Origin of the sequence: Psychromonas sp. CNPT3 (assembly GCF_000153405.2) — a bacterium.
Lineage (GTDB): Bacteria > Pseudomonadota > Gammaproteobacteria > Enterobacterales > Psychromonadaceae > Psychromonas.
This window is the reverse complement of the sequence record NC_020802.1, coordinates 1,228,566-1,245,747: the sequence shown is the minus strand read 5'-3', so window position 1 is coordinate 1,245,747 and position 17,182 is coordinate 1,228,566. Positions and strand designations below refer to the sequence as shown.

Annotated in this window: 15 protein-coding genes; 8 read left to right on the top strand and 7 right to left on the bottom strand. The window is 39.9% G+C overall.

What is annotated here, in order from left to right; translation table 11 throughout:
• Positions 1-108 precede the first annotated feature (108 nt).
• Both PCNPT3_RS05510 and pyk read left to right on the top strand, forming a co-directional pair.
• Entirely contained in the window at positions 109-960 is an 852-nt protein-coding gene (locus PCNPT3_RS05510; RefSeq protein WP_015464882.1) for a MurR/RpiR family transcriptional regulator, read from the top strand.
• Between the two features lie 22 nt (positions 961-982).
• A complete protein-coding gene (pyk, locus tag PCNPT3_RS05505) occupies positions 983-2,413 on the top strand; it encodes a pyruvate kinase (RefSeq protein WP_015464881.1) in 1,431 nt (476 codons plus the stop codon).
• 73 nt (positions 2,414-2,486) lie between these two features.
• Here the strand turns inward: pyk and PCNPT3_RS05500 are convergent, their stop codons facing one another.
• A complete protein-coding gene (locus PCNPT3_RS05500) occupies positions 2,487-2,762 on the bottom strand; it encodes a YeaC family protein (RefSeq protein ID WP_015464880.1) in 276 nt (91 codons plus the stop codon).
• 78 nt (positions 2,763-2,840) lie between these two features.
• Here PCNPT3_RS05500 and PCNPT3_RS05495 point away from each other — a divergent pair, with 78 nt between their 5' ends.
• The 4 genes from PCNPT3_RS05495 to PCNPT3_RS05480 all read left to right on the top strand — a co-directional run bounded on the left by PCNPT3_RS05495 (position 2,841) and on the right by PCNPT3_RS05480 (position 7,413).
• Positions 2,841-3,680: a DUF2989 domain-containing protein gene (locus PCNPT3_RS05495; RefSeq protein WP_015464879.1), complete on the top strand. Its 840-nt coding sequence runs from the start codon at positions 2,841-2,843 to the stop codon at positions 3,678-3,680.
• Between the two features lie 579 nt (positions 3,681-4,259).
• Complete coding sequence (locus PCNPT3_RS05490; protein ID WP_015464878.1) at positions 4,260-5,153, top strand: D-hexose-6-phosphate mutarotase; 894 nt, start codon at positions 4,260-4,262, stop codon at positions 5,151-5,153.
• A 368-nt stretch (positions 5,154-5,521) separates the two neighbouring features.
• Positions 5,522-6,514, top strand: a complete 993-nt coding sequence (gene gap / locus PCNPT3_RS05485; RefSeq protein ID WP_015464877.1) for a type I glyceraldehyde-3-phosphate dehydrogenase — start codon at positions 5,522-5,524, stop codon at positions 6,512-6,514.
• A gap of 155 nt (positions 6,515-6,669) precedes the next feature.
• Positions 6,670-7,413 (top strand): endonuclease, encoded by a 744-nt coding sequence (locus PCNPT3_RS05480; protein ID WP_015464876.1) that lies wholly within the window; start codon positions 6,670-6,672, stop codon positions 7,411-7,413.
• 205 nt (positions 7,414-7,618) lie between these two features.
• Here PCNPT3_RS05480 and PCNPT3_RS05475 read toward each other — a convergent pair whose 3' ends face one another.
• The 5 genes from PCNPT3_RS05475 to rluC all read right to left on the bottom strand — a co-directional run bounded on the left by PCNPT3_RS05475 (position 7,619) and on the right by rluC (position 11,414).
• Positions 7,619-7,909: a hypothetical protein gene (locus PCNPT3_RS05475; protein WP_015464875.1), complete on the bottom strand. Its 291-nt coding sequence runs from the start codon at positions 7,907-7,909 to the stop codon at positions 7,619-7,621.
• 362 nt (positions 7,910-8,271) lie between these two features.
• Positions 8,272-8,817 (bottom strand): DUF1415 domain-containing protein, encoded by a 546-nt coding sequence (locus PCNPT3_RS05470; protein WP_015464874.1) that lies wholly within the window; start codon positions 8,815-8,817, stop codon positions 8,272-8,274.
• Positions 8,814-9,782, bottom strand: coding sequence for a glycosyl transferase family protein (locus PCNPT3_RS05465; RefSeq protein ID WP_015464873.1), 969 nt, complete (start codon positions 9,780-9,782; stop codon positions 8,814-8,816). Before PCNPT3_RS05465 ends, PCNPT3_RS05470 begins: the two co-directional genes overlap by 4 nt.
• Complete coding sequence (locus PCNPT3_RS05460) at positions 9,783-10,427, bottom strand: HAD family hydrolase (protein ID WP_015464872.1); 645 nt, start codon at positions 10,425-10,427, stop codon at positions 9,783-9,785.
• A gap of 48 nt (positions 10,428-10,475) precedes the next feature.
• Complete coding sequence (rluC, locus tag PCNPT3_RS05455) at positions 10,476-11,414, bottom strand: 23S rRNA pseudouridine(955/2504/2580) synthase RluC (RefSeq protein WP_041771263.1); 939 nt, start codon at positions 11,412-11,414, stop codon at positions 10,476-10,478.
• Positions 11,415-11,768: 354 nt separating this feature from the next.
• Here rluC and rne point away from each other — a divergent pair, with 354 nt between their 5' ends.
• A complete protein-coding gene (gene rne, locus PCNPT3_RS05450) occupies positions 11,769-14,723 on the top strand; it encodes a ribonuclease E (protein WP_015464870.1) in 2,955 nt (984 codons plus the stop codon).
• A gap of 173 nt (positions 14,724-14,896) precedes the next feature.
• Positions 14,897-15,844 carry a thioredoxin-disulfide reductase gene (gene trxB, locus PCNPT3_RS05445; protein WP_015464869.1) on the top strand — a complete coding sequence of 316 codons (948 nt, stop codon included), beginning with the start codon at positions 14,897-14,899 and terminating at the stop codon, positions 15,842-15,844.
• Positions 15,845-16,079: 235 nt separating this feature from the next.
• On the opposite strand, the gene pseI is transcribed toward trxB, so the two are convergent.
• Positions 16,080-17,159, bottom strand: coding sequence for a pseudaminic acid synthase (pseI, locus tag PCNPT3_RS05440; RefSeq protein ID WP_015464868.1), 1,080 nt, complete (start codon positions 17,157-17,159; stop codon positions 16,080-16,082).
• Positions 17,160-17,182 lie beyond the last annotated feature (23 nt).

The following is a 17,182-nucleotide window of genomic DNA, read 5'->3' as shown; positions in this document are numbered from 1 at the left end:
TTTTCATCGAGTCAAAATAGTTTCAAATGATTCTGCGCTTTTATCCCTAACTTACATTACACGTTGACGTTCAGTTTAACTTAAATTTATTAATTACAGTGAAAAGCAATGAATACTTTAGAGCTCATTCAAAAAAATCTAGATACCTTTAGTAAATCCGAAAGAAAAGTGGCGGAAGTCATCATTGCTTCTCCGCAAGTGGCAATACGCTCGAGCATAGCAACCCTTGCAAAAATGGCAGAAGTCAGTGAACCGACTGTTAATCGTTTTTGTCGACGTTTAGATACCAAAGGCTTTCCGGATTTTAAACTCCATCTTGCACAGAGTTTGGTCAATGGTACGCCTTATGTTAATCGTAATGTAGATGAGAATGATGGACCAGAAGCTTACACAGCTAAAATATTTGAATCTACCATGGCGTGCTTGGATGTTGCAAAAAATACCTTAGACACCAACTTAGTGAATCGCGCAGTGGATGTATTAACACAGGCCAATAAGATATCTTTTTTTGGTTTAGGGGCATCATCGTCAGTCGCACATGATGCTTTGAATAAATTTTTCCGTTTTAATATTCCCGTTTCTTGCTTTGATGATATTTTAATGCAAAAGATGAGCTGCATTAATAGTGGCGAAGGTGATGTCATTGTCTTTATTTCACATACGGGTCGTACTAAAGCATTAGTTGAAGTCGCACATTTAGCCCGTGAAAATGATGCTTTTGTTATCTCCTTAACTGCTTTAAACTCCCCCCTCGCCCATGAAAGTAACTTGGTTCTCTCTATGAGCGTGCCGGAAGACACCGATATTTACATGCCAATGGCATCTCGTATTGCTCAACTGGTTTTAATCGATGTACTTGCCACCGGCTTTACGCTGCGACGCGGTTCGAAATTTAGAGAAAATTTAAAACGCGTCAAAAAAGGGATCACGGATTCTCGCTTTAATATAATTGATCAATAACTCTATTCTGAAAGGGATCTCTATGACAAGACGTACAAAAATAGTCACCACACTCGGCCCCGCGACAGATCGTGATAACAATTTAGAAAAATTAATTATCGCAGGCGCTAATATGGTGCGCATGAATTTTTCACACGGTGAAAGCATTGATCATATTCGCCGCGCCCAAGAAGTGCGTGAAATAGCAGAACGATTAGGCAAAGAAGTCGCTATTATGGGGGATTTACAAGGCCCTAAGATCCGCATCTCTAGCTTTAAAGACAATAAAATCATTTTAAAAATAGGTGATACCTTTACGTTAGATAGTCTCTTTGAAAAAGGTCAAGGAGATGAAAGTTGTGTCGGTTTAGATTACAAAACATTGCCTCAAGAAGTCAAAAAAGGCAATATTTTAATGCTTGATGACGGACGCGTACAATTAGAAGTCATTGAGACAACAGAGCATCAAGTAAAAACACGCGTCATTATTGGTGGTCCCTTATCCAATAATAAAGGCATCAACTTAAAAGGTGGCGGCCTCTCCGCCCCGGCCCTTACCGAAAAAGATAAACGCGATATATTAACCGCTGCACAAATTGGCTGTGATTATCTGGCTATCTCGTTTCCGCGTAACGGCGCTGATATTCGTTATGCTCGCCAGTTAGCAGAAGAAGCAGGTTGTAATGCAAAAATTGTCGCTAAGGTTGAACGTGCTGAGGCAGTGGCAACCGAAGAGGCCTTACAAGACATTATTCTTGCCTCTGATGTAGTGATGGTCGCACGTGGCGACCTCGGCGTTGAAATTGGCGATGCACGCTTAGTCGGCGTACAAAAAAACATGATCCGTATGGCGCGACGTTTAAACCGCGTGGTGATCACTGCAACACAAATGATGGAGTCGATGATCAACTCTCCAATGCCAACGCGCGCAGAAGTAATGGATGTTGCCAATGCGGTATTAGATGGTACCGATGCGGTTATGCTCTCGGCAGAAACAGCTGCCGGACATTATCCAATTGAAACCGTGCTTGCCATGAGCGATGTCTGCTTAGGCGCCGAAAAACACCCGAGTATTAATGTGTCTAATCACCGCATGGATCATACTTTTGAGGATCCCAGTGAAGCGCTAGCAATGACCACGATGTTTGCAGCAAACCATACTAAAGGCGTCAAAGCCATTGTCGCATTAACAGAATCAGGCAGTACGCCTCTATTAATGTCACGATTAAGTTCCGGCTTACCTATTTATGCGCTTTCAAGCAATCAGCAAACATTAAATTATTGCGCATTGTACCGAGGCGTTACACCCGTGAAGTTTGTCTCATCAACAACCGACAGCGTTCAGTTTATTAAAAATGCGATTAAAACGCTAAAAGATGCAAACTTTATAAAGGAAGGTGATTTGATATTGATAACCCATGGCGACGATAATCACGCTGGCTCCACTAACACCTGTAAAATAGTGACCGTTTAATTCTCCGCACACAAATAAATGCATAAGCGCTAAAATTATATCTTTGCTCTTATGCTTTTATTTGTGTGCGTTATTATTTTTCTTGTACATCAATGGTTTGCGCTGGCGAAAACTGCTTACGTAATATGGATTTTTTCTCCATATATAATTCGCCACCTTTAGCAATGCTAAAATGCTCTGGAGAGTGATTATATAAACTCTGATATGTGATCACGAGTTGTAATGTATGTTCTTTTTGAGCGTCTGTTAGACTCTCACCATTTTTCCACTTCCCTATCTCAACCGCTTCTTTTAACTGAAGAAAAAGTGATGGTGACAGTGTTTTTGCATACTCATTTATATTTAGCATTATATATGCACCCGAATTATATTAAGATAACCTAGTATTAGATTGAAGGATTTTTTCTTTAAAGGACTATTAACAATAATGATACCACCGACTTTGAAACTATGGTTAACATTAGCAACGACACTTTTATTATTTGCGTGTTTACCTGAAAAAAAAGATGATCTACTTAGCATTTGTAATGCTAGCCCCGAATTATGTGAACAATTTCATGATATTGGTGACTGTCGCTATAAACGGACATCTCTCATTCGCGCCCTATATTACAAAGAGCTAGATCCCGAAAGCAAAAGCTCATCCCCTCTTTTAGAGGCATTAGAAGGCTATGAATCGTGCCTTGAACCTCGCCTTTTTATTGAATTCTCTAAACGTAAAGAGCGAAAAACGCAGCGTATTGAAAATTACTTACACACTCAAAAGTTAATAGAAGAAGAGCTAATAAATAGTAAAGGCACAAAGGATCCTCACCTTGCCTATTATTTATGGACCCGCTATAAAGATGTATCAGCTAAAAAAGTGTTTTTAAAAGCCGCCAATGATCCCAACTTAAATGATATTTCTTTATTAACTAAACTCGCAACTTTTTATTATAAAAGAAAACCTCAAAAGGCATTAAAACTCTTTTATCGCGTGTTACAACAAAGCCACTCTTTAGATGATATTTCTATCGATGTATTTTCCTATATTATGACTATTTACTATAGCAACAAGCAATTTGAACAAGCTTATATTTGGGCTTATATTTTGAACAATGTAGATAGTGATGAGCAATACAATGTCGACTTTGAACTCATATTAAACCGAGGACTACGTAATACTAGTCGAAAAATAAAGCATCAAGATAAGTTACAAGAAAAAGCGAATAAATATTTATTATTATTAGAGCAAGGTCAATTCAACCTTAATGCATCTAAAAAGTAAGTATAAACTGTCGCTAAAAAATCATCCTCTCTAGAGGGTTGGTTTCTTAATGTAAAATCGCCACCGCGCAATGCCGCTACGTGGCTGTTTTATAATATTGAAGGTAACTTCCCTCTTACGGGAGATCAAGCGTCAGCTCAACACTACCGTCTCGCTATGAGATAAAAGTAAGTATCATTAATCACATGTTATGCATTAGAGGACTATCCGATTGAGTAGGATAATACTCTTGTACTAACCCCCTTGCATTAACCTAAGTGTAAATAGCAATATTCTCTGCTGTACCCTATAAAAATACGACTTTAATGATTTATCACAATGAAGCTGCAAACAACCTTTGCGAAAAATTTTTTTTCCTATATTTTATACCCCTGACACTTCAAGTGTGCGATATCAGCAAGCGTGATTTGGCTTAGCGTCTTGCCATGAAATGAAAACATATAGCGAGTACCCTTTAGAATTAAACGCACATCAATGGATCCTCATTGGCGCATATGCATCTTGAAGTAACATGGATATACATAGTCTGTCGCCATTTAAAATGACGCATCTATTTTTGTTTAAAATACAGGTAAAATTATGATCTCACATCTTCATCTACAAAAAAAATCCACTTTATCACCCAGTGTATCCGTAAAGCAGGATAGCAATGGTTATGATTTTATTGTGATTGAACATCCTAAATTAAGTGCGGCTTTTGCCTTACATGGCGCGCACCTTGTACATTTCCAGCGCCCTAATGAGGCCCCTATTATTTGGTTAAGCAAAAGTGCGTTATATCAAGATGGTAAAGCCATTCGGGGTGGCGTGCCTATTTGTTGGCCTTGGTTTGGCCCTGCGGGTGAGGAATTAGGGGCAGATTTACCTGCTCATGGCTTTGCTCGCACCCAAAAGTGGGACATGCTCAGCGTCAATGAATCAGAGCAAGGCGTCACACTTGAATTCCTTTTAAAAGACAATGCAGAGACACTTAAACTCTGGCCCTTTAAGTTTGAACTACGCCTAAAAGTAACCTTAGATACGCAATTAAAATTAGAGCTGATCAGCACTAACTGCTCTGAAAGTGCCTTTACTTATCGTGGCGCGCTCCATACCTACTTAAATATTGGTGCGCCTGAGGGTTGCCTTATCAGTGGCCTTAACTCTGTTTACAAAGACTCACTACAAGGCGGAGATTTGCACTCAGAACAAGGCACCTTAAGTATTGATGGCGCTATTGATCGTATTTACAAAAAATCGACGCACGACATTCTATTAACCGATAAAACATTACAGCGTAAATTAACTATCCGTAATACAGGTAATGATTCTAATGTTTTATGGTCGCCTTGGATAAAAGGGGCAAAGGCGTTTGTAGATATGCCAGACAATGGCTACTTAACCATGTTCTGTATTGAATCGGCGATAACCGATCCGGCTGGTAAAGAGATACAACCCGGCGCGAGTGACCTTTTAAGTACATTGATCAGCTGATAGATTAACAAACGCCGTGTAAATTACTTTTTTTTTACTTAAAACGACAAAAATGATTTTTTTGTCGTTTTAAAATGACGCAATACTGAAAACCGTAGCGCTATTTCTGGCGTTTGCAATGAATTTACAGTTATATCGGTGTTTTACTTTCTTTTCTGTGCATTAGCACATAATATATCGCTGTAATTAAATTACATGATTGATTGTTTTATTTTCATACAAACGCTTAAATAATGTTAAATTTAATCGTTTTTTTCGTTAAAAATGAAAATCAAAACAATTAACTTGACCAATATCAAGTTATTGGAGTTTTTGGCTCCTATAATGATCATAAGTTTTAAAATCAAACCATCCAAAAGGATAAAATAATGACAATTAAAATCGGTATCAACGGCTTTGGTCGTATCGGACGTTTCGTATTTCGTGCTGCTTGTGAGCGTTCTGATGTGGAAGTTGTTGCAATCAATGACTTGATCGACGTTGAATACATGGCATACATGCTTAAATACGACTCAACTCATGGTCGTTTTAACGGTACTGTTGAAGTTAAAGATGGTAATTTAGTAGTAAACGGAACAACTGTTCGCGTTACTGCTGAGCGTAACCCTGAAGATCTAAAATGGGCAGAAGCTGGCGTTGAAGTTGTTGCTGAAGCAACAGGTCTTTTCCTTACAGATGCAACAGCTCGTAAACACATTACAGCTGGCGCTAAAAAAGTTGTTCTTACTGGTCCTTCTGGCGACGTTCCAATGTTCGTTATGGGTGTAAATGCATCTGAATATGCTGGTCAAGATATCGTTTCTAACGCTTCTTGTACTACTAACTGTCTTGCACCTATCGCTAAAGTTCTTAACGATAAATGGGGCATTGAATCTGGTCTTATGACTACTGTTCATGCAACTACTGCAACTCAAAAAACAGTTGACGGTCCTTCTATGAAAGATTGGCGCGGTGGTCGTGGTGCTTCTCAAAACATCATCCCATCTTCAACGGGTGCTGCTAAAGCAGTAGGTAAAGTAATTCCTGCTCTTAACGGTCTTCTAACTGGTATGGCTTTCCGCGTTCCAACTGCTAACGTTTCTGTTGTTGACCTTACAGTTAACCTTAAAACTGCTGCTACATATGAAGAAATCTGTGCTGAAATGAAACGTGCTTCTGAAAATGAATACGCTGGCGTTCTTGGTTACACTGAAGATGCTGTTGTTTCTCAAGATTTCATCGGTGAAGTTCAAACTTCAGTATTTGATGCTAAAGCGGGTCTTGCTCTAACTGACAAATTCGTTAAAGTTGTATCTTGGTACGATAACGAAATCGGTTACTCAAACAAAGTTCTTGATCTAGTTGCTCTTATTTCTAAATAAGACACGCTAGTTTAACTTTGTTAAAGCCTGTACTTGTACAGGCTTTTTTATGCCTGCTCATTAGTGTAAGGTGTCGTTAAAACAGGAGTGATATTGTATGCCTAAGTATTTTAAGCCCTAAATACTGGCCAATATCTATTTATTTAAGGGATCACATGGCACCACGTTCGCACATAAAATTCATATTCACACTACTTTTAACTTTATTACCTATTAGTGCATATTGCGCCAATGAAAGCATTTCTTCTTTTTCAAAAGCAAAAAAAATATTAGAGAAAAAAGTCTACCCCAAGCACCGTACCACTATCTATTGTAACGCCCGTTTTGATGCAAAAAAGAATGTAATACCTCTTAAAGGTTTTCAGACCACTAAACATATCAAACGTGCAAAACGCATTGAATGGGAGCATGTTGTCCCCGCAGAAAATTTTGGACGCACTTTCAGCGCTTGGCGTAGTGGTGACAAAATGTGTGTGAGTAGTAAAGGTAAAGCCTATAAAGGACGAAGATGTGCTAATAAAGTAGATGCACAGTACCGTTATATGCAAGCAGACATGTATAATTTATATCCGGCTATCGGTGCGGTTAATGCCATGCGCAGTAATTATAATTTTCAGATGTTAGCGCAGACGAAAAGTATGTTTGGCAGTTGCCAAATGAAAATAAGCAATCGAAAAGCAGAGCCGCCAGAGCAAGCTCGTGGCAAAATAGCGCGTACTTATTTATATATGGATAATGCTTACCCGCATTATAATATGAGTAAATCACAAAGAAAATTAATGACCGCATGGGATAAAACCTACCCTGTCAGTGCATGGGAATGCCAGCGTAGCAAGATGATACAACGTTTACAAGGCAGTCGAAACACCATCATGGAAAGTCGATGTAGTAGCATTTAAAAGCCGAGATAAGAGTGGCTTACCTAGGTGACATCAAGGTGTAACATTAGAGAGTCGAGAGGTGAACAAATTCTCGCGTAAAGCTGAAGGGATAACGGGTTAAATTGAGGTTTACAATAATGCAGACGAAGTGCTCTCTCAGTCGCGCCTGATCCGCAGATTAACAGCACATGAGACAATGTACTCTTCGGTTTCATAACGGCTTCTACTTCTTTTGAAATTTATCTCTAATATATTGATAAGTATAAATAACACTCTGTGTTAACGCGCCAATGGGCGTTGAATTATTATATTCTTCAATCGCATAAATATAATCAGAGCGAAACTTCTCTACGGCTGAGGCAGCTGAATCTGCATGAATGCAATCATCGCGCACCTCAAACCCCATACTTAATAATTGCTCTCTTTCTGCTATAAATGAAGGTGTTTTCATCTCTAAATAAGTAAAATTTTTACGCTCATCGTTGGGTTTTACAAAGAACTGAAACTTAGCCATTTACTACTCCTTAAGTGTTAATTTATTTCCCTGTTATTAATATATACCTATGATACTTCAGATGCAAAGTCAGCAAGCCAGATTGGGCTTAGCTTCTAGGCATAACATTGAAACATAGTTATGCTACATTAATGTTTTATAACAACAACTCACATCAAAGAGAAGTTCAATTTGGCGATCCCTTTGGGCCACCACCTCGAATATCACTTGTGCGCATCAACAATGAAAAGGAAATGAATTGCTATCTTCACGCTCGTCAGATAAAGCATCAGAGCTCTCATGGGTATCGACTAAACGTAACACACAAAAAAAGGGGTTTTTAAAATCCCTTTTTTATTTGATATCCCCCACACTTACTGCGCTTATTTACAACAACCCGATAATAAGTCAGCAAAAAAAGCGCCACCTTTTTTACGCGTAAATTCAATATTACGCTCAGGAATAGCATCCGCATCCGCGTGGTTTTTTAATGCAATCTCCATGCTACTCTCACGAATAATATGTAATGTTGGATAAGGTGAGCGATTAGTATAATTAGAGGCATCATCGGCATCAATACCATCAAAACAATAATCAGGGTGAAAACTTGCCAGTTGATACACCCCTTCATAGCCTTGCTCAAAGAGTAAATCATTCGCGAGATCAAGGAGATCTAAAAAGTCATAAAACAACAATAAGCCTTCAGGAATAATAAACAAGGTCGTTTCAACCGTACTATTTGCATCTAAAAACTCACATTCTTCTATTAACTTTTCTAATATCTGTTTTTTCTTCGAGGCATTAATTTCAACATAACGAATACTACCCAGCTCAACTTCACGACGCGCAAAGGGGCAAATGTTATATTTTACAATTACTCGGCTTACCCAATTTTGGGTGTGGGTAGTAATGTTCGTTTGTTCGCTCATTTTATCTCTCTCTTTAACCACATTTGTTGCGCGCGGCTCAGGCATGCTTGCTGCGAGTGAGCCGGCGATTGTTGCTGTAATATCAGCGCAATAGTGCAAATAATAGCAGCATCTGCATATTCATCCATAATTTCAGCAGACCAAACTTGTTGTAAATAGTGCGCGGAGATCTCAGTATGCGCGCCACTTGCTTTTTCTAAATAAGTCGGCCATTCCTGCTCAATATATTGGTTATCTTGCACCCCACAAACGCGTAAACTCACCCGAGGATTCACTTCACTTTCACCGCCCTCACCTTTAAACGCGATCATATTCGTCTCGCCCGTTAATAAAGCTGCTTGCGCATGCAGTTGTTCATAGCCTTTATGAAAAACGCCATGCAATGCAAAGGGGGCATTACTCGGATTAAGTGATCGTGCGACCGTATTTAACGGGGTGCGTAACCCCACTTTTTCACGTAACTCTAAAAGCGGAATAAGTTCACTACAATAGGCAGATAATGGCACATAACAAAGACCTTGCGCTTGTAAATGCTCATCGGCTTGTTGAGCGCTCTGCGCCATGGGTATTTGCAGTAACGGACAGGCTTCCTCAATTTGAAACTTTAAACTATCAATGCCATTAAACCCATGCAATAAAATACGTACCCCGTTTTGAGCCAACACTTTGGCAGCTAACAAAAGCCAAGGTGGCTGACGTTTTTTACCTGCATAACACGGCCAATCTAAATCAACATTAAGTTGTTGCCACGGCGCCTCTATTTTTTCACGTAAAGCCTCGACATAACCGGCTACTTCTTGCGGCGTTTCACAACGCACACGCTGTAACATCAGCAATACAGCAAGCTGTAATATCTCAGCCTCACCCCTTAAATAAGATGACAGGGCATCATATGCTTCTTTTTGAGTTAAAGAGCGTCGCCCTTTTTCGCCTCGTCCTGTTAATTTTATATATTGACTAAACACTTAAATGTATTTTCCTAATTGTGTGGGTAAGCAATCTAAAATAGCCAATGGCTTAAAGGCGCTAAGCGCGTGCGCCGATTGCGCGCCATAGTTCACCGCAATGCAATCCATACCCGCATTACGCGCCATTTGCAGATCAAAACTGGCATCACCTATCATTAGCGCATCCGCGACATCGACATTAAGATCGTTTAATATTTTCTGTAGCATTAAAGGATGGGGTTTTGATGCACTCTCTTGTGCACAATAAGTACACTGAAAAACATCTTGCAGATGGTGTAAATCTAGTTGGTGTTGCAAACCTTGACGGCTTTTACCCGTGGCAATAGCAAGCAGATAGCCTTGCTTTGATAATGTGTGTAAATAAGCTTTAATCCCTTTATAAAAAGGGGTCTGCATCTTATTTATTTGGGTATATTGATGCCGATAATGCTTTTTAAACAATAAAAGTTGCGCCTGCGTGCCATTGTTAAATAACGACGAAAAAGCAGCGTCTAAACTCAAACCAATGCTATTACGTAGCAATGTTTGTGAAGGGACGCTTAACTGCGCTTGACGCGCAGCGGCTTGCATGCAACATACTATTTTTTCAATTGAGTTCATTAACGTACCATCCCAATCAAAAATAATCAGTTTATATTGCATGGCTATTCCTTAATGATAAAAGACGATTTTATCGCTGAGAAAATTAGCTTAACTACGATCTAATTTTTCAAGCAATGCTGCCAAAGGCGCACAAAGAGGTGCACTTACCGTCATTTTTTTCTCTAAAACAGGATGATAAAAAGTAATGTGTGCGGCATGTAAAAATAAACGATTTAATCCTAACGCTTGCATTTTTTTACTAAATTCAGGCGCACCATAGCGATCATCTCCCGCAATGTTATGCCCTTTACATGCACAGTGTACTCGAATTTGGTGTGTTCTTCCGGTAACAGGGCTCGCTTCGACTAAAGTAGCACCGTGATAACGTTGCATTATTTTAAAGCGGGTTTCCGCTTGTTTACCTAATGCACTGACTTTAACAACTGAATTTTGCGAATCTTTAAGTAAAGGCTCTTTAACACTACGATCTTTTTTATCCCACGAGCCTTTTACTAACGCTAAATACTGCTTATTCATGGTTTTGTTACGTAATTGCTCATGCAACGCACGTAACATACTGCGTTTTTTAGCAATCAGTAAGCACCCTGACGTTGCTTTATCTAGGCGATGTACTAATTCCAAAAATCGTGCATCTGGGCGCAAGGCGCGTAATCCTTCGATCGCGCCAAAACTAAGCCCACTACCACCATGCACCGCAATGCCTGAAGGTTTATTTAAAATAAGTAAAGCATCATCTTCATAGACAATACGTGATTCGAGCTGCGCTATTGCATTTAACTTCGGGGAAGGTAGCGGATTTTCCGCTGACACTTTCACCGGAGGGATGCGCACAATGTCGCCGGGTTGTAATTTATAGTCTGGCTTGATGCGTTTTTTATTAACACGCACTTCTCCCTTACGTATGATCCGGTAGATCAAACTTTTAGGGACACCTTTAAGATGTAAGCGCAGAAAATTATCGATGCGTTGTTTGGCATTCTCTTGAGATATCTCAAGCATGCGTACTGAGTGATTTATTTGTTCCATTCGTTAAGTTTATCACGACTAACACGGATATATGTAAAAATTTATATTGCGATTTTGTCCTGATTAATGAGATAATTAAAAAGCTTCCGATCCGCTTTGAACCTACATGTTCAATATGCGTCGTAGAAGCACATAAAATAATCAAAATAATTAAAATAATCAAAATAGTATGTTGTAGCTTTTCCCTCATTGCAATTATTCGTCTACTTTATACTAAGACGAAGCAAGTGAGATTTTTTGTACTTTGTAATAATGCACCTCTTTTATATTCCCAGTCGAGAGACTGTGTCATCAGACCCGAGGTCAAGTGCAACAATGAACCAACATAAAAATAAAATATAAGAGTCGATAAAAATGAAAAGAATGTTAATTAATGCAACTCAATCAGAAGAGTTGCGCGTTGCCCTTGTTGATGGACAACAACTTTATGATCTTGATATTGAAAGTCCTGGTCACGAACAAAAAAAAGCAAATATCTATAAAGGAAAAATAACAAGAGTAGAGCCGAGTCTTGAAGCCGCTTTTGTTGACTACGGTGCAGATCGTCATGGTTTTTTACCTTTAAAAGAAATATCTCGTAATTACTTCCCTAACGGTTACTCCTTTAAAGGTCGCCCAAATATTAAAGAGGTGATCAAAGAAGGTCAGGAAGTTATTATACAAATTGAAAAAGAAGAGCGCGGTAATAAAGGCGCAGCCTTAACGACTTTTATTAGTCTGGCGGGTAGCTACCTTGTTTTAATGCCGAATAACCCACGTGCAGGCGGAATATCTCGTCGCATTGAAGGTGATGAACGCACACAACTAAAAGAAGCACTTAGCCATCTTAAACTGCCTAATGGCATGGGTTTAATTGTACGCACAGCCGGTGTTGGTAAAACAGCTGAAGAATTAGAATGGGATCTTAATGTACTGGTTAATCATTGGCACGCCATTGATGAAGCATCAAAATCTAAATCGGCACCTTTTTTAATTCACCGTGAAAGTAATGTCATTGTGCGCTCTATTCGTGATTATTTACGCCGTGATATTGGTGAAATCGTCATTGATCATGCAAAAACCTTTGAACAAGCTAAAAAACACATTGAAATGGTACGCCCCGATTATATTGATCGCCTTAAATTATACCAAGGTGAGATCCCACTGTTTACCTACTATCAAGTAGAAAGCCAAATTGAGTCAGCTTTCCAACGTGAAGTACGTCTACCTTCTGGTGGTTCAATTGTTATCGACCCAACCGAAGCGCTTACCTCTATTGATATTAACTCTGCACGCGCAACACGTGGTGGTGATATCGAAGAAACGGCCTTTAATACCAATTTAGAAGCAGCTGAAGAAATAGCGAGACAATTACGTTTACGCGACTTAGGTGGCCTTGTCGTTATCGATTTTATCGATATGACGCCCGCTCGCCATCAACGTGAAGTTGAAAATCGCATGCGTGAATCTGTTCGTCAAGATAGAGCGCGTATACAATTAGGACGCATCTCTCGTTTTGGACTAATGGAAATGTCTCGTCAGCGTATTCGCCCATCACTTGGTGAATCTGCTTCGCGTGTTTGTCCTCGTTGTCATGGTCAAGGTACTATTCGTGATAATGAATCTTTAGCCTTAGCTATTTTACGTCTGATTGAAGAAGAAGGCTTAAAAGAAAATACCGTGCAGATCCAAGCAACGGTACCTGTTGCAGTCGCTGCCTACTTACTAAATGAAAAACGTAGCTCTATTTTCAAAATAGAACAACGCCATAACTGTGAAATTTTCATTATTCCAGATGCAAACTTACTCACACCTCATTTTGAAATCAAACGTACGCGTAATGATAACCAAACTGAAATCAACTATGATGCGCTACAAAAACAACATCAGGTCTATGTGCCTAATGTCGTAAAAAATGAGCAACAAAAAGAAGATGAGCCTATTTTAAGTGGTTTCTCGCGCCCTAAAAACAGCCCGAAACAAAAACATAAAAATAGCACAGAGAAAGCGGTACAAAGTACACAAAGTACTGAAAAGCCAACGTCTCTACTCTCTAAGATTTTTGCATCTATTGGCGCATTGTTTAGTGCTTCGCCAGAAACTGCAGAGCCTAAAGTAGAAGAGAAACCTCGTCCACGTAATAACAACAATCGTAATCGCAATCGTAATCGTAATACGCGCACGCGTAATAAAAACGACAATGAACGCTCTAATGATGATGTTCAAAAACCAAGCGAAGAGAATAATAGTCGCCGAGTGCAAAAACCGCGTGATAATGATCGTATTAAGAAAGCACCTCGCAAACCACAAGCTCCAATAGAAGCTATAGAGCAAGATGGCGTTGTTGCCGTGCGTCGTAAACGTCGTAATTTACGTAAAAAAGTACGTATTCAACAAGAGCCTGTCATTACGCCTGAAGTTGAAAACGTAGCCGTAATTATTGAAACTGAAGCGAGTCAACAGACTGCGACAGAGAATGTAACAATAGAGAGTAGTGTTAACACTGCACCTGATCTTACTGAGCAAAATGGCGTTAAAATGCCAAATCGTCGTTCACGTTACTTACGTAACAACGGACAACGTAAAAAACGTAGTATTAGTGAAGCTATTCCTGGGAATATCAGCGATGAAAGTGCATTAACGACCGATCCTGTGAGCAGTCGTTACCCTGACAATCAAACAGAAGCTGCGCTTAATGTTGCGGCGCCTGTTGCAACTGATATCTCAACTCTTGATGATCATGTCACAATGGCTCAAGACGTAGAAGAGATGCGTAACGATGAAACGCCAACTCAAGCACCACAAATACTACCTGACGTTAATGTAACGCCTGAAGTAGTTGCTGTGCCTGAAGCTGTCGTTGCTGCACCTGAAGTGGTTGTTGCACCTGAAGTTGTTGCCGCACCTGAAGTGGTTGCCGCACCTGAAGTGGTTGCCACACCTGAAGTTGTTGCTGCACCTGCAGTGGTTGCCACACCTGAAGTTGTTGCCACACCAGAAGTTGTTGCCGCACCTGAAGTGGTTGCTGCATCTGAAGTTGTTGCCACACCTGAAGTTGTTGCCACACCTGAAGTTGTTGCCACACCTGAAGTTGTTGCTGCGCCTGAAGTGGCTGTCATTACCAAGAAACGTATTGGCACAACAAGCAGTGCAAAAAAATCTGTCACCGCACAAATGAAGAAAACAGTAAGCTCTGAGCTAGATCTTAGTGCACCGCTTAAAATTGAAGCAGCCACAACGCGTATCAGTATTGCAAAATCAACGCAACAAGCGGGTAGTCAATTTGCAAGTGCAAAAGCAAGTAGCGTTACCGTGAAAGCCGTATTGTAAAAATGAAAAAATAGCCTTTCTCTGTTCTTCAAGATGAGAGGCTAAACTTATCAATCGTTTTTACCTATCAAATAAAACGGATATTCCATTGGAATATCCGTTTTTTTATACTGCTATTTCTATGCACTCGGTTTATCATAGACGTTTAAATAATGATTTTTCAAGGTAACCCTATGAGCGAAGTTCAACATCACAAACTAATTATTTTAGGATCTGGCCCTGCGGGTTATACGGCAGCTGTTTACGCGGCCCGTGCAAATCTTAAACCTGTTATTATTACCGGCATGCAACCGGGCGGTCAATTAACGACCACCATGGAAGTTGAAAATTGGCCTGGTGGCAGCCACGATATGACGGGCCCTGGTTTAATGGATAGCATGAAAGAGCATGCATTACGTTTTGATACAGAGATCCTTGTTGATCATATTCATGAAGTCGAATTAAGCGAACGCCCTTTCACATTAAAAGGTGACAAAACCTATACCTGTGATGCATTGATCATTGCAACGGGCGCATCAGCGCGTTACTTAGGCCTAGACTCAGAAGAAGCCTTTAAAGGTAAAGGTGTTTCGGCTTGTGCTACTTGTGATGGTTTTTTCTATCGTGGTCAAAAAGTTGCCGTCGTTGGAGGGGGTAATACTGCGGTTGAAGAAGCATTATATTTATCTAACATTGCATCTGAAGTGCATCTTATTCACCGCCGTACCGGCTTTAGATCTGAAAAGATTTTACTTGATAGACTAAACGATAAAGTCGCTAACGGTAATATCATTTTACATACAGATCGCACTCTTGATGAAGTTTTGGGTGATGAAATGGGTGTTACGGGTTTACGCCTTAAAGATACCCTTTCAGGTAAAACAGAAGAGCTAAGCGTCATGGGCGTCTTTATTGCGATTGGCCATAAACCTAATACAGATATGTTTGTTGACCAACTCGACATGAACCATGGTTACCTAAAAGTGCAAACAGGCAGTGCAGGCAACGCGACACAAACTAATATTAAAGGTGTTTTTGCAGCCGGTGATGTAAGCGATCATATCTACCGTCAAGCAATCACTTCAGCAGGAACGGGTTGTATGGCAGCCCTTGATGCAGAGCGTTTTTTAGACGAACAATAAAAATATCATTATAAAAAAAGGAGGCTAATAGGCCTCCTTTTTTATCGAACAAAAAACGCTTTATTGAGAATAATACCAAAGGAATTAATTAAGTTTTCATGTATTGCGCAGGAAAAATTAACACTAGCAAGGCGAGAGTTGTAGGAGATAGTTGTTCTCACTTCAAAACTCACAACGCAGGTAGGGATAATTTCAACAAGCAAGACGGGTAGCCTTTTTAGTTCCTTTGGTATAACTAAGCAATAAAGTCCATTGAAAAAGCAGTACCTTTTAATAATTTAAGTTTGGCTGTTTTACCTAACACACTATCGATGTGTTTAGGGCCAATGCCATAACCGGGTCGAATACTTTTTACATTATCCGCCGTGAATAAAGCCCCTTTTTCGATATCTTTAACAACATATAGCGAGCGCCTAAACATTTTATTGCTCTTTTCACTATCCTTACACTGATAATTTACTGCGCCCAATGCACTCCATGCAATTTTAGTATCTCTACAAAGCGCCGTTAGCTCCTCTTTTTGTAACGAAAAACTATCATCCGGGCCGCCTGCACTTCTATCTAAAGTGACATGTTTTTCAATAATACAAGCACCTAGAGCGATACTAGTGATAGCTGAAACATTATCAATACTATGATCAGATAATCCAATTAACGCATCATAGCGCGCGCTCATATCTACTAATGTCTTTAAGTTTTGATCTCGTGCAGGTGTGGGATATCCACTCACACAATGCAAAAGGATAAGCTCGTTGCAGCCAGCGGCGCGCGCAGCATCCACCGCTTCTTGTATCTCTTGTTGATCTGCCATGCCCGTTGATATTATTAGCGGTTTTCCCGTTTTAGCCACATAACGGATCAACGCTAAATCTATCGCTTCAAAAGAGGCTATTTTATAAGCTGGCGCGCCAAGTTTTTCAAGCAAATCTACCGCACTAAAATCAAATGGCGAGCTAAAAATAGTAATGCCTAATTGTGCGGCGCGCTCAAATAAGGCTTGGTGCCAATCCCACGGCATATGCGCCTCTTTATATAAATCATGGAGCGTTCGCCCTGCCCATAATCCATCCTCAATACAAAAGTCACTACGTGCACAATCAATGGTGATGGTGTCTGGTGTATAGGTTTGTAATTTTAGTGCATTGGCACCACATTCTTTGGCCATTTCTAAAATTTTAAACGCGCGCTTAATATCCCCATTATGATTCGCCGATAGTTCTGCAATAATATAAGGGGGATACTGCGCCCCTATCTTTGTGCCATCAATGCTAATAAATTCGGGAATATTTAATTTATCTTTTATTTTCGTTTGCATAGGCTAGCTCTTATTATTTTGAT

What these genes read in the sequence shown, in the direction of transcription:
- PCNPT3_RS05500 (WP_015464880.1), bottom strand. Translation starts at nt 2,762, where the DNA reads ATGCTAAATATAAATGAGTATGCAAAAACACTGTCACCATCACTTTTT.
- rluC (WP_041771263.1), bottom strand. Translation starts at nt 11,414, where the DNA reads ATGGAACAAATAAATCACTCAGTACGCATGCTTGAGATATCTCAAGAG.
- gap (WP_015464877.1), top strand. Translation starts at nt 5,522, where the DNA reads ATGACAATTAAAATCGGTATCAACGGCTTTGGTCGTATCGGACGTTTC.
- PCNPT3_RS05475 (WP_015464875.1), bottom strand. Translation starts at nt 7,909, where the DNA reads ATGGCTAAGTTTCAGTTCTTTGTAAAACCCAACGATGAGCGTAAAAAT.
- PCNPT3_RS05490 (WP_015464878.1), top strand. Translation starts at nt 4,260, where the DNA reads ATGATCTCACATCTTCATCTACAAAAAAAATCCACTTTATCACCCAGT.
- trxB (WP_015464869.1), top strand. Translation starts at nt 14,897, where the DNA reads ATGAGCGAAGTTCAACATCACAAACTAATTATTTTAGGATCTGGCCCT.
- PCNPT3_RS05495 (WP_015464879.1), top strand. Translation starts at nt 2,841, where the DNA reads ATGATACCACCGACTTTGAAACTATGGTTAACATTAGCAACGACACTT.
- pyk (WP_015464881.1), top strand. Translation starts at nt 983, where the DNA reads ATGACAAGACGTACAAAAATAGTCACCACACTCGGCCCCGCGACAGAT.
- PCNPT3_RS05480 (WP_015464876.1), top strand. Translation starts at nt 6,670, where the DNA reads ATGGCACCACGTTCGCACATAAAATTCATATTCACACTACTTTTAACT.
- pseI (WP_015464868.1), bottom strand. Translation starts at nt 17,159, where the DNA reads ATGCAAACGAAAATAAAAGATAAATTAAATATTCCCGAATTTATTAGC.
- PCNPT3_RS05460 (WP_015464872.1), bottom strand. Translation starts at nt 10,427, where the DNA reads ATGCAATATAAACTGATTATTTTTGATTGGGATGGTACGTTAATGAAC.
- rne (WP_015464870.1), top strand. Translation starts at nt 11,769, where the DNA reads ATGAAAAGAATGTTAATTAATGCAACTCAATCAGAAGAGTTGCGCGTT.
- PCNPT3_RS05510 (WP_015464882.1), top strand. Translation starts at nt 109, where the DNA reads ATGAATACTTTAGAGCTCATTCAAAAAAATCTAGATACCTTTAGTAAA.
- PCNPT3_RS05470 (WP_015464874.1), bottom strand. Translation starts at nt 8,817, where the DNA reads ATGAGCGAACAAACGAACATTACTACCCACACCCAAAATTGGGTAAGC.